This is a genomic window from Streptomyces sp. NPDC052225 (genome assembly GCF_040679615.1).
In the GTDB taxonomy this organism is placed as follows: Bacteria; Actinomycetota; Actinomycetes; order Streptomycetales; family Streptomycetaceae; genus Streptomyces.
Window position 1 is genome coordinate 150,757 of the sequence record NZ_JBFAVD010000018.1, and the last position, 21,113, is coordinate 171,869.

Genomic DNA, 21,113 nt, shown 5'->3' on the forward strand with positions numbered 1-21,113 from the left:
CACCGACCCGCCTGTCGGACCTGTCGCTCTGGGCCGCGCTCACCGTCCCGGTGCTCGCCGTCGAAGGGCTGCATCTGCACGAGCCCGCCGGCATCTGGCAGCAGGTCGCCGGGATCGCCGCGCTCGGCGCGGCCACCGCCCTGCACCGCCGCGGGCCCGCCGTCGCCTTCCTGCTCGCGGCCGCGCCGGGCCTCGCCGTGGCGTCGTCCCTGTTCACGCTCTCGTACGGGTGCGCGCTCGCCGCGTTCGCCTACTTGATGGGGCTGAGGTCCCGCGCCCTGCGCCCCTCCTTGCTCGCTTTCGCCGCGCTCGCCGCCACCGGCACCGTCAAGATCGCGGTCCGGCAGGTCGACCCGGCCGCCGAGTGGCTCGTCCTCATGGGCACGCTGCTGTTCGGCGCGGTCTTCCCGTGGCTGATCGGCCGGTACTGGCGGCAGAGCCGCGAGCTGACCGCCGCGGGGTGGGCCAGGGCCGAGCAACTGGAGCGCGAGCACCGCATCGTCGCCGACCGCGCGCGGCTGCGCGAACGCGCCCGCATCGCGCAGGACATGCACGACTCCCTCGGCCACGAGCTGAGCCTCATCGCCCTGCGCGCGGGCGCCCTCCAGGTCACGCCCGGCCTCGCCGACGCGCACCGGAAGGCCGCCGCCGAACTGCGCGCCGCCGCCTCCGACGCCACCGACCGGCTGCACGGCATCATCGGCCTGCTGCGCGAGGAGGACGACGAGCCCGCGCCGCTCGCCCCGGCCGGCGAGACCGTCGCCCAGCTCGTGGAGCGGGCCGCCGAATCCGGGCTTCCCGTACGCCTGTTGAGCGCGCCCGCCACCGACGACCGCACCCTCTACCGCGTCGTCCAGGAAGCCCTCACGAACGCCGCCAAGCACGCTCCGGGCGCCCCTGTCACCGTGGCGACGCGGCAGGACGGCGGTGCCGTCACGGTCACCGTCAGCAACGAGCGCCCGCCCCGCGCGCCCGCCGCCCCGCACGGCAGCGGCACCGGGCTCCTCGGGCTGCGCGCCCGGATCACGGCGCTCGGCGGCACGTTCGACGCGGGCCCGCACGGCGACGGGTTCCGCGTGGTGGCACACCTGCCCGCACCCGGCACACCCCGGCAGGGGCCGGCCGGATTCGCGCACGCGCGGCGCACCGCGAGACGCCGCGTGGGCCTCGCGTTCGGCGCGGCGGCCGTCGCGGGAACCGTCCTGATCGGCGGGTCGTTCACCTGGTACGCCTACACGAAGACGCACGCCGTCCTCACCCCGCAGGCGTACGCGCAGCTGCGCATCGGCACGCCCCTGGCCGACGCGGAGCCCCGGCTGCCCGAGCGCACGATCAGCGACCCGCCCGTCGAGCGCGCGCCCACCCCGCCGCCCGCGCACGCGGACTGCCGCTACTACCGCGCCAGCGGCGAACTCTTCGTGCCCGTCGAGCACTTCAGGCTCTGCTTCGACACCGCGGGCGCGGCCCACGCACTCGTCGACCGCGTGGTGATCCCCAAGGCGGGCACCGCCGACCAGATACAGGAAGAGGAGCGCGAATGGGCACGCTGAGCGGGGCCGGCGCGGGCCGGCGGATCAGGGTCCTGCTCGCCGACGACGAGGCGATGGTCAGGGCCGGCGTCGGCGCGATCCTCGCCGCGGGCGGCGACTTCGAGATCGTCGCCGAGGCCGCGGACGGCCGCGAGGCGGTCACCCTCGCCCGGGCCCACCGCCCGGACGTGGCGCTGCTCGACATCCGCATGCCGCGCCTGGACGGTCTGGCGGCGGCCGAGGAGATCACCGGCACCGTGCCGGGCACGGCGGTCGCGATGCTGACGACGTTCTCCGAGGACGCGTACGTGGCGCGGGCGCTCGGCGGCGGCGCCACCGGCTTCCTGCTCAAGTCCGGCGACCCGCACGAACTGATGGCGGGCGTACGGGCGGTGGCCGACGGCGCCGCGTTCCTGTCGCCGAAGGTGGCCCGCCATGTCATCGACGGGCTCGGCGGCGGCCGGCTCTCCCGGGAGGCGTCCGCCCGCGAGCGCGTCGCCGCGCTCACCCCGCGCGAGCGCGAGGTGCTCGGCCTGGTCGGCGCGGGCCTGTCCAACCCGGAGATCGCCGCGCGCCTGCATCTCGTCGAGGGCACCGTGAAGGCGTACGTCAGCGCGGTCCTCGACCGACTGGAGGTCAAGAACCGCGTGCAGGCGGCGATCGTGGCGTACGAGGCGGGTCTGCTGACGTAGGCCCGTGTGAGCCGCCGTCAGGACCCGCAGTGCGTACGGGAATTCAGCGGCGGTGCGAGCCGTGCCGCGGTCCGCCGGTGTGCGACGGGCCGTATCCGGCGCCCGCGGGACCCGGCCCCGCGAACCAGCGCGCGAGCCCGTTCCCCGACCCGCGCATCGCCTCGGCCATCCGCGCCCCCGGCCGCGCCAGCAGCCGTACGACGAGGAACGCCATCAGGGTGCCGAGCAGCAGGCCCGCCGCGACGTCGTGCGGGTAGTGCACGCCCACGAACACCCGCGAGAACGCCATGAGGATCGCCATCGGCACGGTCAGCCAGCCGATCGCCGGCCAGGCGAGCGCGAGCCCCACGGCCGCGGCGGCGGCGATCGTCGCGTGGTTGGACGGGAACGACCAGTCCCCGTGGGCGGGACAGTCGACCAGCGGCCGCAGCGCCCCCGACACGGCCCGGCACGGCCGCTCTTCGTCGATCCCCGACTTGATCAACTCGCTGGCCACGTACGCCGCCGCCGTCGCCAGCGGAGCGAGCACCGCCACGGCGAGGGCCCGCGGGTCGCCGCGCCGCGCCCGCCACCAGGCGACGACGAAGAGCACGGCGAACAGCAGCAGACCGAGTTCCGTCCACACCTCCATGAGGTGCTGGAACCACGAAGGAGTGTCGTGGGCGAAATCGGTGATGTGGCGGTAGAGATCGGAGTCGAAGGTTCCCATGGTCACGGACAGTACGTAATACCCGGCCCTCGTCACATCCCGCGAGGGTCGGGCGCGGCACCTGACGAAAGACAGGGGTGCCGAAACGGCGTCAAAAAGCGCGCGCGTGATGATGATCCGGAAAACTCGCCGCACGAGGCGGCGGGTGGGCACCGGACAACGGCCCGATCTCTCGTAAGGTTTGAGCCGTGGGATCTCTGCGCAATCCGATCGGGCCGCTTCCCTCCTCCATCTATTGGCGACGGAGGGTGGTGCTGGCGTCCATGCTCGCGCTCCTCGCGCTGCTGATCGTATGGATCGTCAACATGGGTGGCGGCGACGGGAACAACGGCGCCGACGGGTCCAACGGCAAGCACCCGACGGAGTCCATCACCCCCGGCCCCTCGGGGTCGGGGCCCGCGATCAGCGAACACCCGGGCGGGCGCGACACGTCGGGCGGATCGGGTTCCGGTTCGGGCGGTGACTCCGGCGACGGGTCCGGTGACGGCTCGGGCGACGGGTCCGGCGAGGGTTCCGGTTCCGGTGGCTCCGGCGGTTCGGACGACTCGGCGGGCGGCGACGGCAGCGGTTCCGGCACGTCCTCCGGCGACCAGGTCCCGGCCGGGTCGAGCCTGCCGGACTGCACGGCGGGCGGCGTCTCGCTGACCGTGCGCAGCGTCCACAACTCGTACACCCCGGGCGAGAAGCCGAAGATCGAGCTGATCGCGAAGAACTCCACGGACAAGTCCTGCAAGGTCGATCTCGGGCCGAAGACGGCGGTCGTGACGATCACGAAGGCGGACGGCGACAAGCGGTACTGGTCGTCCGAGGACTGCCCGGCCGGGTCCGGGAGCCTGCTCCTGCGGGTCCCCGCGGGCGGCAAGGTCACCCACACGATCACGTGGGACCGGCAGCCGAGTGCTCCGCAGTGTGCGACGCCCTCTGCGGGGGCGGCGGGTGCGGGGACGTATCTCGTCGAGGTGAAGGCGGCTCAACTCGCCGGGACGCAGACGTCGTTCGTGCTGAAGGCCGACTAGGCGGCTTCGGGCGCTGTAGTTCGGGTCTCGGGGCTCCGCCCCGGGCCCCGCTCCTCAATCGCCGGAGGGGCTTGAGTGGCGCCGGAGGGGCTTGATCGCCCCGGACGGGCTTGATCGGCTCCGGACGGGCTTGAACGGAGCGTTGCGTCAGACGTATCGCTCCAGGATCGACGACTCCGCCAGCCTCGACAGGCCCTCCCGGACGCTGCGGGCCCGCGCCTCGCCGACGCCGTCCACCGTCTGGAGGTCATCGACGCTCGCGGCGAGCAGCTTCTGGAGGCCGCCGAAGTGCTCCACGAGGCGGTCGATGATGGCGCCCGGCAGGCGCGGCACCTTCGCCAGGAGGCGGAAGCCGCGCGGCGACACCGCCGAGTCCAGCGCCTCCGGCGAGCCCGTGTAGCCCAACGCCCTGGCCACGATGGGCAGTTCGAGCAGCTCGGCGTGGGTGAGGGAGTCCAGCTCGGACAGCGCCTCGTCGACCGTGCGCGAGCGCTTCGCCGTCGGCTCGGGCACATAGTCCCGTACGACGAGCTCGCGCTCGGGCTCGACGCCCGCGATCAACTCGTCCAGCTGGAGCGCGAGAAGGCGCCCGTCCGTGCCCAGCTCGACGACGTACTCGGCGATCTCGGTGGCGATGCGGCGCACCATCTCCAGGCGCTGCGCGACCGCCGTGACGTCCCGGACGGTGACCAGGTCCTCGATCTCCAGGGCGGAGAGCGTGCCCGCGACCTCGTCCAGGCGGAGCTTGTAGCGCTCCAGGGTCGCGAGGGCCTGGTTGGCGCGGGAGAGGATCGCCGCCGAGTCCTCCAGGACGCGGCGCTGACCGTCCACGTAGAGCGCGATCAGGCGCATCGACTGGGAGACCGAGACGACCGGGTAGTTGACCTGCTTGCTGACGCGGTCCGCCGTGCGGTGCCGGGTGCCGGTCTCCTCGGTGGGGATCGTCGGGTCCGGGACCAGCTGGACGCCGGCCCGCAGGATCTTGTCCAGGTTCGAGGAGACGACGATGCCGCCGTCGAGCTTGCACAGCTCGCGCAGGCGCGTGGCCGTGAACTCCACGTCGAGGACGAAGCCGCCGGTGCACATCGACTCGACCGTCTTGTCGGAGCCGAGGACGATGAGCCCGCCCGTGTTGCCACGGAGGATGCGCTCCAGACCGTCCCGCAGGGCCGTGCCCGGCGCCACCGCGCTCAGCGCGGCGCGCATCAGACCGTCGGTACTGGAACCGGCGGACTTTCCGGGAGCTGCCGCCCGGTCGTTGGCTGCCACTGGACTCCTCCGGATCGCAGGCTCTGGTCGCGGACTCTTCGTGCCCAGGAGTTCGTCGCGTTCGTACGCACGGGCGAGACCAGGGCAAAGTCTACCGGCGCTCCTCCGTCTCCCGTGGGGCCTCTCGGCGACGGCCCTTGGGCAGCACCCGCAGCGCGTCCCCTATATCGGCGACTTCCAGGACCTTCATACCGGCCGGAACCTTGCCCGGATCGCTGGGGACCAGGGCGTGCGTGAACCCGAGCCGGTGCGCCTCGGCGAGCCGGCGCTGCACGCCCGTGACCCGTCTGACCTCGCCCGCGAGGCCTACTTCTCCGATCGCCACCAGGTTCTTCGGCAGCGGGGTGTCGCTCGCGGCGGACGCGAGGGCGAGCGCGATGGCGAGGTCGGCGGCGGGTTCGGAGAGCTTCACGCCGCCGACCGTCGCGGAGTAGATGTCCCTTTTGCCCAAGGCGCTGATCTTGCCCCGCTGTTCGAGCACCGCCAGCATCATCGAGACGCGGGACGTCTCCAGGCCGGATGTCGTGCGCCGCGGGGACGGGATCTGCGAGTCGACCGTGAGCGCCTGGACCTCGGCGACCAGGGGGCGGCGGCCCTCCAGGGTGACGGTCAGGCAGGTGCCGGGCACCGGCTCGTCGCGCCGGGTGAGGAACAGGCCGCTGGGGTCGGCGAGGCCCGTGATGCCCTCGTCGTGCAGCTCGAAGCAGCCGACTTCGTCCGTCGTCCCGTACCGGTTCTTGACGCCGCGGACCAGGCGCAGGCGGGCGTGCCGGTCGCCCTCGAAGTTCAGGACGACGTCGACCAGGTGCTCCAGAAGGCGCGGGCCCGCGATCGTGCCCTCCTTGGTGACGTGGCCCACGAGGAGCGTGGACATGCCGCGCTCCTTGGAGGCGCGGATCAGCGCGCCCGCCACCTCGCGGACCTGCGCCATGCCGCCGGGTGCCCCGTCGATCTCCGGCGATGCCACGGTCTGCACCGAGTCCATGATCAGCAGCGACGGCTTCACCGCGTCCAAGTGGCCGAGGACGGCGGAGAGATCGGTCTCGGCCGCCAGGTACAGGTGGTCGTCGATGGCCTTGATGCGGTCGGCGCGCATGCGCACCTGGGACGCCGACTCCTCGCCCGTCACATAGAGGGTCTTGTGCTCCTCGCTCGCCGATTTCGCCGCGACGTCCAGGAGCAGCGTGGACTTGCCGACGCCGGGCTCGCCCGCGAGCAGCACCACCGCGCCGGGTACGAGACCGCCGCCGAGGACGCGGTCCAACTCGGGCACGCCGGTGGAGCGGGCCGTGGCCTGCTTGCCGTCCACCTGGCCGATGGGCACGGCGGACGTGGTGACGCGGCCGGGCGCGGTGGTGCGCACCGCGGGGGCGCCGTACTCCTCGACCGTCCCCCACGCCTGGCACTCGCCGCAGCGGCCCAGCCACTTGGCCGTCTGCCAGCCGCACTCGGTGCAGCGGTACGACGGTCGGTCCTTCGCGGATTTGGTACGGGCAGCCATGGACCGAACCGTAACGGGCGCCACTGACAATCCCGGCCCCGCGCTCACCGGCCGTCGCCCCGCGTAGCCGCACTGGCCACGGAATATGAGGTTCCTGTCCTCTTTTGAGGGATCGTTTCACCCGTAAGGATTAAATGTGTTCAAGGGGGCGGAAGGGGCTCTGCCCGCCGCCTACGGTCGCTCGGGTGATGAGCAGCAGGCCGGAACCCCCCACGCACACCACCGGCGCACACCGGGCGCATCGCGCCGGGGCGAGGCGTCCGGCGCCGCGCGCCGTCGCGCAGCGCCCGCCCGCTCGCTACGAGCCCTGTCTGGACGGCCTGTTCACCTACTGCCTCTCCGTCCTGTGCGACCACGACGAGGCGATCGCCGCCCTCGGTGACGCCCTCGCGCTCGCCGAGCGGCGCGGCTCCCGCGGCCCGGAGGCGCCGGCCGACCAGCGCGCCTGGCTGTACGCGCTGGCCCGCTGGTCCTGTCTGCGCCGCCTCGCCGAGGCCAAGCGCAAGCGGCAGGGGGCGCACGCCGCCGGGGCCTCCGGCGAACGGGAAGCGGACGACGCGCAGCAGGACGGGCCCCTCCAGGAGGAGCGTCGGCGCCAACTCGCCCTCCTGGCCTGGCCGGAGGCCGCCGGCACCACCCCCGAGCAGCGCGAGGCGCTCGAACTGGCGGTGCGCCACCAGCTGTCACCACGCGAGGTCGCCGCCGTCCTCGGCAGCGATCCCGGGGCCACCCGCGAGCTGCTCTCCGCCGCCGCCTGCGAGGTCGAGCGGACCCGCGCAGCCCTCGCCGTCGTCGAGACCGGCACCTGCCCCAGCGTCGCCCGCCTCACCGGCGACCATCAGCTGCTGCTCTCCGCCGCTCTGCGCCGCGAACTGGTCCGGCACGTCGACGACTGCCCGCGCTGCCGCCGCACCGCCGAGCGCGCCACCCCCGGAGCCTGGCCCGGCACGACCGTCACCCCCGCCGCGCTGCCCCTCGCCGAGGCTCCGCGCGCGGCGCTGCACCACGCGATGCACACCTCGCACTCCACGGCCCCGCGCTTCGACCGGCGCGGTTTCCCGATGGACCCCAAGGACCGGGCCGCCCGCAGGGACCGGCTGCGCGCGCGTGCCGTCACCACGACGGTCGTCGCCACCGTGGTCGCCGCCCCCGTGCTCGCCCTGTGGGCCGCCTACCGGGGCGCTCCGCAGACCGGTGAGGGCTCCGACGGGCGCTCCATCAGCGCCAGCGAGGCGGGCGGCCCCGGCGGGCTCGCGGGCGAGGAGCGGCCGGGCGACGCGTACGAGAACGCGGGGAACGCGAGCACCACCCCCGACCCCCGCTTCACCGCGGGCAGCCGCTCACCGGACGTCTCCGTAGAGGTCATTTCGCCGCCCACGCGCGCGGGCACGGGTCCCGGCAGGCTCACCGTCGAGGCCCAGCCCAGCGGCGACGCGACGCTCATCACGCTGACCGCGTCAGGGAGTTCACCGGTCGACTGGTCCGCGTACACCGGGGCGTCCTGGCTGTATCTGAGCCGGTCGTCGGGCACGCTGCGGCCGGGGGAGTCGATCACGATCCAGGTGTACGTCGATCACGACAGGGAGCCGGCCGGGCACTGGTACGCCCGCATCGGCATCGACCCGTCGGGGGCCGTCATCTCCCTTGAGGGATACGGCAGTTCGGGCGGGGGCCACGGCCATGAGCCGAGCGACCCCGGCACGGACGATCCGGGCCCGGTGCCCAGCGACCCGGGGACCACGGACCCCGATCCGACGCCGAGCGACCCCGGCACGACGGACCCCGATCCGACCCCCAGCGACCCGGGGACGACGGACCCCGACCCGACGCCCACGGACCCCGCGCCGAGCGACCCCGGCACGACGGACCCCGGGGACTCGACGTCTCCGACGCAGTCCCCGTGAGCCGACGCGGCGTTACGCGGGGTCCGCGGGATGCGGGGCGACCAGCGGCAGGCCCTTGGGCAGCGCCGCGAGGCGCTCCTCGCACAGCTCGACCAGCTTGTCGTAGCCGGCCTGGCCCATCAGCTCGGTCAGCTCCGGGCGGTACGAGACGTAGACCGGGTCGCCCGCGCCGTGTGCCGACGTCGCCGACGTGCACCACCAGTGCAGGTCGTGGCCGCCGGGACCCCAGCCGCGGCGGTCGTACTCGCCGATCGAGACCTGGAGCACCCGGGTGTCGTCGGGCCGGTCGATCCACTCGTAGGTCCGCCGGATCGGCAGCTGCCAGCAGACGTCCGGCTTCGTCTCCAGGGGCTCACGCCCCTCCTTGATCGCCAGGATGTGCAGCGAACAGCCGGCGCCGCCCTTGAAGCCGGGGCGGTTCTGGAAGATGCACGAGCCGTTGTACGGGCGGGTCTGGCGCTCCCCGTCCTCGTCCTTCGACACCCAGCCCGTCTGAGTACCGACGTCGTGGTGCTGCCAGATGTCGGGCGTCAGACGGGCCACGAACCCGGCCACCCGCTTCTCGTCGTCCTCGTCCGAGAAGTGCGCGCCCAGCGTGCAGCAGCCGTCGTCGGCGCGGCCCGCCTGGATGCCCTGGCAGCCGCTGCCGAAGATGCAGCTCCAACGAGAGGTCAGCCATGTCAGATCGCAGCGGAAGATCTGCTCGTCGTCCGCGGGATCCGGGAACTCGACCCAGGCGCGCGGGAAGTCGATCGGCTTCTCGTCGGGCTGCCCCGCCGGGTTCAGGATCTGCGCAGACTTCGGCGTCTTCTGCTTTGCCGACTTCGTCTTCTTGTCGCTCTTGTCGGCCTTGGCCTTTTTCGTCTTTGGCACGCCTCCAGGGTAAAGGCGCCGAGGCCCTTGCCCGGACCTTGCCGGACGGGCCGCCCCGTCAGCGCAGTAGCGTTCCGTACATGAGACTCGGTGTCCTCGACGTGGGTTCGAATACGGTTCATCTGCTCGTGGTGGACGCGCACCCGGGCGCCCGCCCGCTGCCCGCGCACTCGCACAAGGCGGAGCTGCGGCTCGCCCAACTCCTCGACGAGCGCGGGGCGATCGGCCCCGATGGCGTGGAGCGCCTGGTCGACACGGTCAGAGAAGCCCTGGTGGCGGCCGAGGACAAGGGTGTCGAGGACCTGCTCCCGTTCGCCACCTCCGCGGTGCGCGAGGCGAGCAACGCCGACGAGGTCCTCGCCCGCGTCAAGGACGAGACCGGCGTCGCGCTGCGGGTGCTCAGCGGTGAGGAGGAGGCCCGCCTCACGTTCCTCGCGGTCCGGCGCTGGTTCGGCTGGTCCGCGGGCAAGCTGCTCGTCCTCGACATCGGCGGCGGCTCCCTGGAGATCGCGTACGGCATCGACGAGGAGCCGGACGCCGCGGTGTCGCTGCCGCTCGGCGCGGGCCGGCTCTCCGCGGCGTGGCTGCCCGGCGACCCGGCGGACCCGGCCGACGTGAAGGCGCTGCGCCGGCATGTGCGGGCGCAGATCGCGCGCACGGTGGGGGAGTTCAGCCGGTTCGGGGCGCCCGACCACGTGGTCGCCACGTCCAAGACGTTCAAGCAGCTCGCCCGTCTTGCGGGAGCGGCCCGCTCCACCGAGGGCCTTTACGTACAAAGGGAGTTGAAGCGTAAGTCCCTGGAGGACTGGGTGCCGCGGCTCGCCGGGATGACCGAGGCGGAGCGGGCGGAGCTGCCCGGCGTCTCCGAGGGCCGGGCCCGCCAGCTGCTCGCCGGCGCCCTTGTGGCCGAGGGCGCGATGGACCTGTTCGGAGTGGAGACCCTGGAGGTCTGCCCGTGGGCGCTGCGCGAGGGCGTGATCCTGCGCCGCCTGGACCACCTGCCCGGGGCCTGAAGGCGAGGAGGCGGGTTCCGGCCTACGCTTCCGGGCCCGCTCCCCGTCGTCTCGCGTGGGCCCGTACTCTGTCTCCGTGGCAGAACCAGTGGTGCGCATCCCGGATGCGAAGGTCGCCCTGTCGACGGCCTCGGTCTATCCGGAGTCGACGGCGACGGCCTTCGAGATCGCCGCGCGCCTGGGCTACGACGGTGTCGAGGTCATGGTCTGGACCGACCCCGTCAGCCAGGACATCGAGGCCCTGCGCCGCCTCAGCGACTATCACCACATGCCGATCCTCGCGGTCCACGCGCCGTGTCTGCTGATCACGCAGCGGGTCTGGTCCACCGACCCCTGGGTGAAGCTCCAGCGGGCCCGCGCCGCCGCCGAGAAGCTCGGGGCGTCGACCGTGGTCGTCCACCCGCCGTTCCGCTGGCAGCGCCAGTACGCCAGGGACTTCGTCACCGGCGTGTGGCGCATGGCCGACGAGACGGATGTGCGGTTCGCCGTGGAGAACATGTACCCGTGGCGCTACCGGGACCGCGAGATGCTCGCGTACGCCCCCGACTGGGACGTCACGAAGGACGACTACCGGCACTTCACCGTCGACCTCAGCCACACCGCGACCGCCCGCACCGACGCGATGCAGATGATCGACCGCATGGGCGACCGCCTCGGCCACGTGCACCTGGCGGACGGCGGCGGCTCCAACAAGGACGAGCACCTCGTCCCCGGCCGCGGCACGCAGCCCTGCGCCGAACTCCTGGAGCGGCTCGCGACGAGCTCCTTCGACGGGCACGTCGTCATCGAGGTCAACACCCGCCGTGCCATGTCCAGCGCCGAACGCGAGGCCGACCTCGCCGAGGCCCTCGCCTTCACCCGGCTCCACCTCGCCTCCGCGGTGCGGGTACCGCGTTCATGACCGACGCGACCGGTCCCGTACGGCGTCGGGGGCGCCCTTCCCGTACGCAGGGCGGGGACGGGCCGGGGACGCGGGAGCGGATCCTGGACGCGGCCCGCGAGGAGTTCGCCGCGCGGGGCTACGACAAGGCGTCCGTGCGCGCCATCGCCAAGGCCGCCGGGGTCGACTCGGCGCTCGTGCACCACTACTTCGGGACCAAGGAGCAGGTGTTCGCCGCCTCGGTCGAGGTCGCGTTCGCCCCGGCCTTCGAGGCGCCGACCGCCGTGGAGGAGGGGCCGCTCGACGGGGTCGGGGAGCGGCTGACGCGGTTCATCTTCGGGGTGTGGGAGAACCCGGCGACCCGGGCCCCGCTCCTGGCCATCGTCCGCTCGGCCGTGAACAACGACGTGGCGGCCGGCGTCTTCCGCAGGCTCGTCGCCGCGCAGGTCCTCGCCCGGATCGCGCAGCGCCTCGACCTGCCGGACGGCGAGGCCGAGCTGCGCGCGTCGCTCGCCGCGGCCCAGCTGGTGGGGACCGCGATGCTGCGCTACGTGATCAAGGTGGAGCCGCTGGCGTCGGCCGACGTGGAGGACCTCGTCGCGCGGATCGCACCGGTCGTGCAGGGGCATCTGACCGGCAGATAAAGGGGCGCGGCTGAGACGGGTGTTTCGGTATACGGACACCCTGTCCAGATCTTGGAGCCGCGGCGTAGGCTCGTAGACACTCTTTTTTCTCTTCCTTCAGGCAGGAGCGAGCGACGATGCCCGAGCTGAGGTCCCGCACAGTCACCCACGGCCGCAACATGGCGGGCGCACGCGCCCTTATGCGCGCCTCCGGTGTACCCGGTGCGGACATCGGCCGGAAGCCGATCATCGCGGTGGCCAACTCCTTCACGGAGTTCGTGCCCGGCCACACGCACCTGGCCCCGGTCGGCCGCATCGTCTCCGAGGCCATCTCGGCCGCCGGCGGCATCCCGCGCGAGTTCAACACGATCGCGGTCGACGACGGCATCGCGATGGGCCACGGCGGCATGCTGTACTCCCTGCCGTCGCGCGACCTGATCGCCGACTCGGTCGAGTACATGGTCGAGGCGCACTGCGCGGACGCGCTGATCTGCATCTCGAACTGCGACAAGATCACGCCCGGCATGCTGATGGCCGCGCTGCGCCTCAACATCCCGACGGTCTTCGTCTCCGGCGGCCCGATGGAGGCCGGCAAGGCCACCCTCGTCGACGGCACGGTCCGCAAGCTCGACCTGGTCAACGCGATCAGCGACGCCGTGAACGAGAACGTCTCGGACGAGGACATCCTCCGCATCGAGGAGAACGCCTGCCCGACGTGCGGCTCCTGTTCCGGCATGTTCACCGCCAACTCGATGAACTGCCTGACCGAGGCCATCGGCCTCTCGCTGCCCGGCAACGGCTCGGTCCTCGCCACGCACACCGCCCGCAAGGCGCTGTACGAGCGCGCGGGCGCGACGGTCGTCGAGCTGACGAAGCGCTACTACGGCGAGGACGACGACTCGGTCCTGCCGCGCAACATCGCGACGCACGCCGCCTTCGAGAACGCCATGGCGCTCGACATCGCCATGGGCGGCTCCACGAACACGATCCTGCACCTGCTGGCCGCCGCCCGTGAGGCCGAGGTCGACTACAACCTCGACCACATCAACGCGGTCTCGCGCCGCGTCCCCTGCCTGGCCAAGGTCGCCCCGAACGCGGCGCCCACGACCACGTACTACATGGAGGACGTGCACCGCGCCGGCGGCATCCCGGCCCTCCTCGGCGAGCTCTACCGCGGCGGCCTGCTCAACGAGGACGTCCACACCGTCCACAGCCCCTCGATCAAGGAGTGGCTGGACGCCTGGGACATCCGCGGCGGCAGCGCCTCGCCCGAGGCCGAGGAGCTGTGGCACGCGGCGCCCGGCTGCGTCCGCTCCGCCGAGGCGTTCTCCACGTCCGAGCGGTGGGACACCCTCGACACGGACGCGGCGAACGGCTGCATCCGCGACGTCGCCCACGCTTACTCCAAGGACGGCGGCCTCGCCGTCCTCAAGGGCAACCTCGCCGAGGACGGCTGCGTCGTGAAGACGGCCGGCGTCGACGAGTCGATCTGGACGTTCGAGGGCCCGGCCGTCGTCTGCGAATCGCAGGAGGAGGCGGTCGAGAAGATCCTCCTCAAGCAGGTCAAGGAGGGCGACGTCGTCGTCATCCGCTACGAGGGCCCCAAGGGCGGCCCCGGCATGCAGGAGATGCTCTACCCGACCTCGTACCTGAAGGGCCGCGGCCTCGGCAAGGCCTGCGCGCTCGTCACGGACGGCCGCTTCTCCGGCGGCACCTCGGGCCTGTCCATCGGCCACGCCTCGCCCGAGGCGGCGGCCGGCGGCACGATCGCCCTCGTCAAGGACGGCGACCGCATCCGCATCGACATCCCGAACCGCGGCATCGAACTCCTGGTCTCCGACGAGGAGTTGGCGGCCCGCCGCGAGGCCCTGAACGGCGTCTACGCCCCGGCGAACCGCGAGCGCAAGGTCTCCGCGGCGCTGCGCGCGTACGCGGCGATGGCCACCAGCGCCGACAAGGGCGCGGTCCGCGACGTCTCGAAGCTCGGCTGACGCCCGAGCCTCACCACGCCCCGGCCCTGCGCCCGTCGACTCCGAACAGGGTGCCGTCCGGGGCGCTCGCGTAGACCCGCCCGTCGATCACGACGGGCGGGGGCAGCTCGGCCACGACGCGGTCGGAGTGCGGGGAGGGGCGGGGGCGGGTCTGGCCCAGCGGGGCGCCGGTCGGCGAGAGGGCCAGGACGCGGCCGTCGGGAGCCGTGACGTAGACCCGGCCCTTGCCGTCGACGGCAGGGGCCGAACCTCTGCTCACCGAGGTCTCCGAACGCCACAGCTGCTTGCCCGTCGTCAGGTTCTGGGCGACCAGGGCGCCGCCCGCGGCGAGCAGGTACGCCGTGTCGCCGTGCAGCGCCGCCGTCGCCGGGGGCAGCGGCAGCGCGAGCGGCACGCGGCGCGCGACGGAACCGTCCGTCAGCCGGTGCCCCACCAGCGCCACCGTCTCGCCCGACGCGTCGCGCTGCGTGCACCAGAGCACGCCGTCGGCCACTCCGACCGGCGTCGCCGTGTCCGGCGAGCGATGCCGCCAGCGCACGGCGCCCGTCGCCGGATCCACCGCGCTCACCACCGTGTCGATCCGGTTCGCGGCCTGCGTCGTCACGGAGGCGAGACCGGCCCCGGCGTACGAGAGCACCGGCTGCCCGCCCGGGAGGCGGCGCTGCCACACCTGCCGGCCCGTCGCCCCGTCGACCCCGGTCACGGTGCCGTCGGTGGTGGCGAGGAGCACCACCCCACCGGCCTGCCGCACCTGCCCCTGGTACCGCGCGATCCCCATCGACCAGCGGGTCTTCCCGGTGTCCGGATCAAGGGCGTACAGGCGGCTGCCGTCCGGCGCGACGGTGTGCAGCAGCCCGCCCGACATCACGGGGGCCGGCGCCGTCCCGGCCGCGCCGCTCGCGGACGCCTTGCGCAGCCACACCTGTTCGCCGTCGCGCGGATCCACGGAGGCGGCGAGCACGCCGGGCGCGGAACAGCGCAGTGCGCCGTCCCCGTACGTACAGGCCGGAGCGGAGCCCGAGCCGAGCTGCCGGTTCCACGGGTGGAACGTGGCGGGCGAACCCGCGGGCGCGGTGCGCGACCCCGGATCGTCGGCGGAGCGCGGGACCAGGGTCAGCGTCAGGGCGAGCACGCCGCCGAGGGCGACGGCCCCCGCGATCCCGGCGCCGAGGCGCCGGCCCTTGCGGCCCGGAGTGCGCGAAGTCGCCACCGGCTCAGGGGACTTGGGAGCCTTGGCCGCCGGCTCCGACGGCATCCGCTGGGCCGGTATGAACGCCTGCGCCGGCATGAACGCCTGCGCCGGCACGAACGCTTGTGTGTCGTGGCGCGCCGCCAGCCGGCGCAGCTCGGCCAGGATCTCGTCGGGCGTGGGCCGGTCCTCCGGCGCCTTCGCGAGGCAGCGCAGCACCAGCGGCGCCAGATCCTCGGGCACACCGGTCACGTCCGGCTCGTCGTGCACCACCTGGTACGCGACGAGATACGGGCTGTCGGAGTCGAAGGGGCCGCGCCCCGTCGCCGCGTGCACCAGGACCGAGCCGAGCGCGAACACATCGGCGGCCGGGCCGACTTCGCGGGGCCGGCTGAACTGCTCGGGCGCCATGAAGGGCGGCGTGCCGATCAACTTGCCCGTCTCGGTGCGCAGTTCGCTGTCCTTGGGCCGCGAGATCCCGAAGTCGATGACCTTGGGGCTGTCCGCGGCCAGCAGGACGTTGCTGGGCTTGAGGTCGCGGTGCACGACACCGGCCCGGTGGATGTCGCGGAGCGCCTCGGCCAGGCCGAACGTCACGTGCCGCACCTGCGCGGGCGTCAGTGGCCCGTTCCGCTTGACGTGCTCGGAGAGCGTGGGGCCGGGGATGAACAGCGTCGCCATCCAGGGCCGTCCGGCGTCCGGGTCCGCGTCCACCACCGACGCAGTGAAGGCCCCGCTGACCCGCCGGGCAGCCGCCACCTCCTGCCGGAAGCGCCCCCTGAACTCAGGGTCCTTGGCGAACTCGGCATGAATGACCTTGATCGCGAGCGGCAGTCCCGCCGCCGAGCGCGCCAGATGGACGACACCCATCCCGCCGGCGCCCAGGCGCTCTTCAAGGCGGTAGTGCCCCGCATATTCCGGAAGTTCCGCTTCCGGGCCGGACCCGGTACTGGGCCGTGACGGCATGTCCACCCCCGTGGATGTCGCGCGACGCACGGAGCCTAGTCGATGGTTCGTACGAGGCAGAGGAGGCTTGCTAGCCTCCGCGTTCGAAGAAGTGCGACGGCGATCCGTACGTGACTCGTACGGGACACAGCTGACCACGGTGATTTCAACGGGTCCTCAACGAACGCTGAACGAGGGCCCGTTCGACGACGGGGGAGAGACCGGCATGGCAGTCGAGGGCATAGAGGGCACGGCCGAGGGCGCGCAGACGCTGGCCGCGCACACCTACGCGGTGGCACCGGGCTACAGCGTGAACGTGCGCAGCGGCCCCGGCACCCAGTACCGCATCGTGCGCGTGCTGCCGGCGGGCGCGTACGTCACCATCGGCTGCCAGCGGCCCGGCGAGACGATCACCGGCCCGTACGGCACCACCAAGATCTGGGACAGCATCGGCGTCGGCGAGTACGTCTCCGACGCGTACGTGAAGACGGGCAGCGACGGCTACGTGGCCCCGCGCTGCGCCTGACACCCCGCCCACCCCGCCCGGACCGGCCTGCGCCCCGCGCGGTCCGGCCCGGCGATAATCGACCCGTGAGCGAAGAAACCGGCAGCACGAAGACCCCCGGCCCGGACGGCCCCGGCCCCAGCCCGGGCACGGTCACGCCCGGCCCCCGCCCCGAGGAGATCCGTTTCTTCGGGACGACCTGGGTCGACCACACCGGCCACTACGGCCTGCGCCGCGCCGCGGTCTGCGCCGGCGCGCTGGTCGCCGCCGCGGCCGGCTGCTTCGTGCTGCGGTTCGCCTACGAGGGCCTGTCCGTCGCGGACGTCGGCTCCTTCGTGAACGTCCTGGTCGTCGTCATGTTCGCGGTGTGCAGCGCCCTCGCCTTCACCCGCACCCTGAGCGGCTTCTCCGAGCGCCCCGACCCCGACAAGCAGGCGTCCCTGCGCGGCTTCATGGCGATCGGCTTCGTCGGCGTCCTGCTCGCGTACGCCCTGCGCTGCCTGACCGAGGCCCCGGGCGAGAAGCTCCGCAGGAAGGAGTACGAGGAGGCAAGCGAGCAGTACGAACGCCGCGCCACCCGCCGCACCGGCAACCCGAGCCGCAAGTCCTCCGCGAAGAAGAAGCGCAAGGCCTGAGCGCATCCGGCCCGAGGGCCGATCGGCCTCCTGACAACCCCGCCAGGCCCCGGCACGATGACGCCATGACGCACGACGCCCCGGCCACCGGCCACGCCGAGTTCGCGCTCTCCTTCGACGCGGTCGCCGCCCAGTACGCCACGGCCCGCCCGAGCTACCCGCCCGAACTCCTCGACACCGTCGAGCGCACGGCGGGCCTGGGCCCCGGCGGCCTGCGCGGCGCCACCGTCCTGGACGTGGGCGCGGGCACCGGCATAGCCACCCGCCTCCTGCGCGACCGCGGCGCCCGCGCCATCGCCGTCGAACCAGGCCCCGGCATGGGCGCCGAACTGCGCCGCGCCCTCCCCGACGTCCCCCTCGTCCGCGCCCTGGGCGACGCCCTGCCGTTCGCCGACGCGAGCGCCGACCTCGTCACGTACGCCCAGTCCTGGCACTGGACCGACCCGGCCCGCTCCGTCCCCGAGGCGCTGCGCGTCCTGCGCCCCGGCGGCGCCCTCGCCCTGTGGTGGAACGTGCCCGACCCGGACGTCGAGTGGACCGCCGCCCAGGAGGCACGCCTCCAGGAACGCCTGCCCGGCTACCACCGCCACGGCGTCAGCTCCGACGCGACCCGCATCATCGCGGACCTGGGCCTGGCCCCGGCCCCCGCCTCCGTCTACCGGCGCCTGCACTGGACCCGCCGCATCCCGGTCGACCTGCACCTGGCCCACCTCGCCAGCCGCTCCTATTTCGTGGTGATGGGCCCGGAGCGCTCCCGCCCGGTCCTGGAGGACGAACGGGCCCACCTGCTGCGCCGCTTCCCCGACGGCATCGTCGAGGACGCGTACGCCCTGGATCTCACGGTCGTCCGACGCCCCTGACCCGCACCTTCCTCCCGCGCCCCCATCGAGCCCGGCGATCGGCACGCCGCCCCGCCGGGCCTTGACGAGCCTTCCGCACGGGAGGATATTCACCATGTGATGAATAAACCGTCGCCGCCCGCAGTGGAGGCCATCGGCCTCACCGTCGTCCGCGGCGCCCGCACCGTCCTGCACGGCCTGGACTTCACCGTCCCGCGCGGCCGGATCACCGGCCTCCTCGGCCCCTCCGGCTGCGGCAAGTCGACCCTGCTGCGCGCCCTGGTCGGCACCCAGGCCAACGTCACCGGCGACCTCACCGTCCTCGGCCACCCGGCCGGCGCCCCGCCCCTGCGCTCCCTCGTCGGCTACGTCACCCAGGCCGCGTCCGTCTACCTGGACCTCACCGTCCGCCAGAACCTCGACTACTTCGCGGCGATCCTGCTCCCCGGCCGCGCCGCCGCCGACCGCCGCCACGCCGAGGTCGAACAGGCCCTCACCTCCGTGGACCTCACCTCGCACGCCGACGCCCTCGCCGGAAACCTCTCCGGCGGCCAGCTCGGCCGCGTCTCCCTCGCCGTGGCCCTCCTCGGCACCCCCGAACTCCTCGTCCTCGACGAGCCGACGGTCGGCCTCGACCCGGTCCTCCGCCGCGACCTGTGGAACCTCTTCCACTCCCTCGCCGCCGAACGCGGCACCACTCTCCTCGTCTCCTCCCACGTCATGGACGAGGCCGAGCGCTGTCACCGCCTCCTCCTCATGCGCGAGGGCGAGATCCTCGCCGACGACACCCCGGACGCCCTGCGCACCCGTACCGGCACGGCCACCGTCGAAGAGGCCTTCCTCCACCTGGTCGACGCGGCGAACGCCGCCCACTGACGTCACTCCGGACGGACCCGCCATGAACGCGTACCGCACCACCGCCACCGCCACCCGAGTCCTGCGCCAGCTCCGCCACGACCCGCGCAGCATCGCCCTCATGCTGCTCGTCCCCTGCGTGATGCTGTTCCTGCTCCGCTACGTCTTCGACGGCAGCCCCGGCACCTTCAACTCCATCGGTGCCTCACTCCTCGGCATCTTCCCGCTGATCACGATGTTCCTGGTGACCTCCATCGCCACCCTCCGCGAACGCACCAGCGGCACCCTGGAACGCCTCCTCGCCATGCCCCTCGCCAAGGCCGACCTGATCGCGGGGTACGCCCTCGCCTTCGGCACCCTCGCCGTCATCCAGTCGGCCCTCGCCACCGGCCTCGCCCTGTGGTTCCTCGACCTGAACGTCACCGGCTCCGCCTGGCTCCTGCTCCTGGTCGCCCTCCTCGACGCCCTCCTCGGCACGGCCCTCGGCCTCTTCGTCTCGGCCTTCGCGTCCTCGGAGTTCCAGGCGGTCCAGTTCATGCCGGCGGTGATCTTCCCCCAGCTCCTCCTCTGCGGCCTGTTCGCCCCGCGCGACACGATGCAGCCCGTCCTCGAAGCGATCTCGAACGTCCTCCCCATGTCGTACGCCGTCGACGGCATGAACGAGGTCCTACGCCACACGGACCTCACCGCCACCTATGTCCGCGACGCCCTGATCGTCGCGGGCTGCGCCGTCCTCGTCCTGGCCCTGGGCGCGGCAACCCTGCGCCGCCGCACCCCCTGACCTCCGTACGCCCGTCCGCCCACCGGACACCCCCATGAACCGGGGCCGCCCCGATGCGAGGATGCGAGCGGACGACGAGCAAGCAGAGGGAAGGCCAGCCCCATGAGCCCGCACACGCGCCACAAGGTCGCCGTACTCGGCACAGGCAAGATCGGTGAAGCCCTGCTCAGCGGAATGATCCGCGGCGGCTGGGCCCCGGCCGACCTCCTGGTCACGGCCCGCCGCCCGGAGCGCGCCGAAGAACTCCGCACCCGTTACGGCGTCACCCCGGTCACCAACCAGGAGGCCGCCAAGCAGGCCGACACCCTGATCCTCACGGTGAAGCCGCAGGACATGGGCACACTCCTCGCCGAGCTCGCCCCGCACGTCCCGGGCGACCGCCTGATCATCAGCGGCGCGGCGGGCATCCCCACCACCTTCTTCGAGGAGAAGCTCCCGCCCGGCACCCCGGTCGTCCGCGTCATGACGAACACCCCGGCCCTGGTGGACGAGGCGATGTCCGTCATCTCGGCAGGCACCCACGCCACGGCGGCCCACCTCACCCACGCCGAGGAGATCTTCGGCTCGGTCGGCAAGACCCTGCGCGTCCCGGAGTCCCAGCAGGACGCCTGCACGGCCCTGTCCGGCTCGGGCCCGGCGTACTTCTTCTACCTCGTCGAAGCGATGACGGACGCAGGAATCCTCCTGGGCCTCCCGCGCGACAAGGCCCACGACCTCATCGTCCAGTCCGCCATCGGCGCGGCCACGATGCTCCGCGACAGCGGCGAACACCCGGTCAAGCTCCGCGAGAACGTCACGTCCCCCGCCGGCACTACCATCAACGCGATCCGCGAACTCGAGAACCACGGCGTACGCGCCGCCCTCATCGCCGCCCTCGAAGCGGCCCGCGACCGCAGCCGCGAACTGGCCTCCGGCAACAACAGCTGACCTGCGCCCCAGGCCCGGGGCCCGCAGTTGACACGCCCCGGGCCGATACGTAGTGTTCTCCGAGTTGTCCGACGTGAGCACCGACTCCGGTCGGTCCCCGGACAGCCATTCCGCAAGGCCCCTCACAAACGCTCGACGACCCGTCGTCGTGCTGTTTGCGCACGCTTTTTCGGAATGAGGAATCCACGTTCGAAAGAGCGGGACCCCGATTAGCTCGGGGGCCAGGAATCCGCTAAAGTCTCACTCGTCGGAACGGCCCAACAGCCGCAAAGACAAACCCGGTTGACTGGGAATCAGGCCCGAAAGGATCTGATAGAGTCAACACCGCCGGAAGGCCGAAAGGCCGGAAAGCACCGAGGAAATCGGATCGGAAAGATCTGATAGAGTCGGAAACGCAAGACCGAAGGGAAGCGCCCGGAGGAAAGCCCGAGAGGGTG

At 72.8% G+C, this 21,113-nt stretch carries 19 protein-coding genes; 14 read left to right on the plus strand and 5 right to left on the minus strand.

The window, feature by feature from the left end; all coding sequences use genetic code 11:
- Positions 1-50: 50 nt before the first annotated feature.
- Entirely contained in the window at positions 51-1,550 is a 1,500-nt protein-coding gene (locus tag AB0L37_RS25305; protein ID WP_365509655.1) for a histidine kinase, read from the plus strand.
- Positions 1,538-2,221 carry a response regulator transcription factor gene (locus AB0L37_RS25310; protein ID WP_365509658.1) on the plus strand — a complete coding sequence of 228 codons (684 nt, stop codon included), beginning with the start codon at positions 1,538-1,540 and terminating at the stop codon, positions 2,219-2,221. Before AB0L37_RS25305 ends, AB0L37_RS25310 begins: the two co-directional genes overlap by 13 nt.
- A gap of 43 nt (positions 2,222-2,264) precedes the next feature.
- Here AB0L37_RS25310 and AB0L37_RS25315 read toward each other — a convergent pair whose 3' ends face one another.
- Positions 2,265-2,930, minus strand: coding sequence for a phosphatase PAP2 family protein (locus AB0L37_RS25315; protein ID WP_365509660.1), 666 nt, complete (start codon positions 2,928-2,930; stop codon positions 2,265-2,267).
- A 188-nt stretch (positions 2,931-3,118) separates the two neighbouring features.
- Between AB0L37_RS25315 and AB0L37_RS25320 the strand changes: the two genes are divergently transcribed.
- Positions 3,119-3,946 (plus strand): hypothetical protein, encoded by an 828-nt coding sequence (locus AB0L37_RS25320; protein ID WP_365509663.1) that lies wholly within the window; start codon positions 3,119-3,121, stop codon positions 3,944-3,946.
- A gap of 147 nt (positions 3,947-4,093) precedes the next feature.
- On the opposite strand, the gene disA is transcribed toward AB0L37_RS25320, so the two are convergent.
- Complete coding sequence (gene disA, locus AB0L37_RS25325) at positions 4,094-5,215, minus strand: DNA integrity scanning diadenylate cyclase DisA (RefSeq protein ID WP_365509666.1); 1,122 nt, start codon at positions 5,213-5,215, stop codon at positions 4,094-4,096.
- Between the two features lie 91 nt (positions 5,216-5,306).
- Positions 5,307-6,716 (minus strand): DNA repair protein RadA, encoded by a 1,410-nt coding sequence (gene radA / locus AB0L37_RS25330; RefSeq protein ID WP_365509669.1) that lies wholly within the window; start codon positions 6,714-6,716, stop codon positions 5,307-5,309.
- Between the two features lie 188 nt (positions 6,717-6,904).
- Between radA and AB0L37_RS25335 the strand changes: the two genes are divergently transcribed.
- On the plus strand, positions 6,905-8,620 hold the full coding sequence (locus AB0L37_RS25335; protein WP_365509672.1) for a hypothetical protein: 1,716 nt from the start codon (positions 6,905-6,907) through the stop codon (positions 8,618-8,620).
- Positions 8,621-8,632: 12 nt separating this feature from the next.
- Here AB0L37_RS25335 and AB0L37_RS25340 read toward each other — a convergent pair whose 3' ends face one another.
- Positions 8,633-9,493: a hypothetical protein gene (locus AB0L37_RS25340; RefSeq protein WP_365509675.1), complete on the minus strand. Its 861-nt coding sequence runs from the start codon at positions 9,491-9,493 to the stop codon at positions 8,633-8,635.
- An 80-nt stretch (positions 9,494-9,573) separates the two neighbouring features.
- Here AB0L37_RS25340 and AB0L37_RS25345 point away from each other — a divergent pair, with 80 nt between their 5' ends.
- From AB0L37_RS25345 to ilvD, 4 genes are all read left to right on the plus strand, one after another.
- Positions 9,574-10,506 carry a Ppx/GppA phosphatase family protein gene (locus AB0L37_RS25345; RefSeq protein ID WP_365509677.1) on the plus strand — a complete coding sequence of 311 codons (933 nt, stop codon included), beginning with the start codon at positions 9,574-9,576 and terminating at the stop codon, positions 10,504-10,506.
- A gap of 76 nt (positions 10,507-10,582) precedes the next feature.
- Positions 10,583-11,407 carry a sugar phosphate isomerase/epimerase gene (locus AB0L37_RS25350; protein WP_338699013.1) on the plus strand — a complete coding sequence of 275 codons (825 nt, stop codon included), beginning with the start codon at positions 10,583-10,585 and terminating at the stop codon, positions 11,405-11,407.
- Positions 11,404-12,030 carry a TetR family transcriptional regulator gene (locus AB0L37_RS25355; protein ID WP_365509680.1) on the plus strand — a complete coding sequence of 209 codons (627 nt, stop codon included), beginning with the start codon at positions 11,404-11,406 and terminating at the stop codon, positions 12,028-12,030. Before AB0L37_RS25350 ends, AB0L37_RS25355 begins: the two co-directional genes overlap by 4 nt.
- Before the next feature lie 116 nt (positions 12,031-12,146).
- Positions 12,147-14,000, plus strand: coding sequence for a dihydroxy-acid dehydratase (gene ilvD, locus AB0L37_RS25360; RefSeq protein ID WP_365509683.1), 1,854 nt, complete (start codon positions 12,147-12,149; stop codon positions 13,998-14,000).
- Positions 14,001-14,010: 10 nt separating this feature from the next.
- Here the strand turns inward: ilvD and AB0L37_RS25365 are convergent, their stop codons facing one another.
- Entirely contained in the window at positions 14,011-16,155 is a 2,145-nt protein-coding gene (locus AB0L37_RS25365) for a serine/threonine-protein kinase (protein WP_365509686.1), read from the minus strand.
- Positions 16,156-16,360: 205 nt separating this feature from the next.
- On the opposite strand from AB0L37_RS25365, the gene AB0L37_RS25370 reads away from it, so the two are divergent.
- From AB0L37_RS25370 to proC, 6 genes are all read left to right on the plus strand, one after another.
- Positions 16,361-16,660: an SH3 domain-containing protein gene (locus AB0L37_RS25370; RefSeq protein WP_365509689.1), complete on the plus strand. Its 300-nt coding sequence runs from the start codon at positions 16,361-16,363 to the stop codon at positions 16,658-16,660.
- A gap of 65 nt (positions 16,661-16,725) precedes the next feature.
- Positions 16,726-17,274 (plus strand): EamA/RhaT family transporter, encoded by a 549-nt coding sequence (locus AB0L37_RS25375; protein WP_365509692.1) that lies wholly within the window; start codon positions 16,726-16,728, stop codon positions 17,272-17,274.
- Between the two features lie 65 nt (positions 17,275-17,339).
- Positions 17,340-18,134, plus strand: coding sequence for a class I SAM-dependent methyltransferase (locus tag AB0L37_RS25380; RefSeq protein ID WP_365509695.1), 795 nt, complete (start codon positions 17,340-17,342; stop codon positions 18,132-18,134).
- Between the two features lie 99 nt (positions 18,135-18,233).
- Positions 18,234-18,989: an ABC transporter ATP-binding protein gene (locus AB0L37_RS25385; protein ID WP_365509698.1), complete on the plus strand. Its 756-nt coding sequence runs from the start codon at positions 18,234-18,236 to the stop codon at positions 18,987-18,989.
- A 22-nt stretch (positions 18,990-19,011) separates the two neighbouring features.
- On the plus strand, positions 19,012-19,749 hold the full coding sequence (locus AB0L37_RS25390) for an ABC transporter permease (RefSeq protein ID WP_365509701.1): 738 nt from the start codon (positions 19,012-19,014) through the stop codon (positions 19,747-19,749).
- Between the two features lie 102 nt (positions 19,750-19,851).
- Positions 19,852-20,676: a pyrroline-5-carboxylate reductase gene (proC, locus tag AB0L37_RS25395; protein ID WP_365509704.1), complete on the plus strand. Its 825-nt coding sequence runs from the start codon at positions 19,852-19,854 to the stop codon at positions 20,674-20,676.
- Positions 20,677-21,113 lie beyond the last annotated feature (437 nt).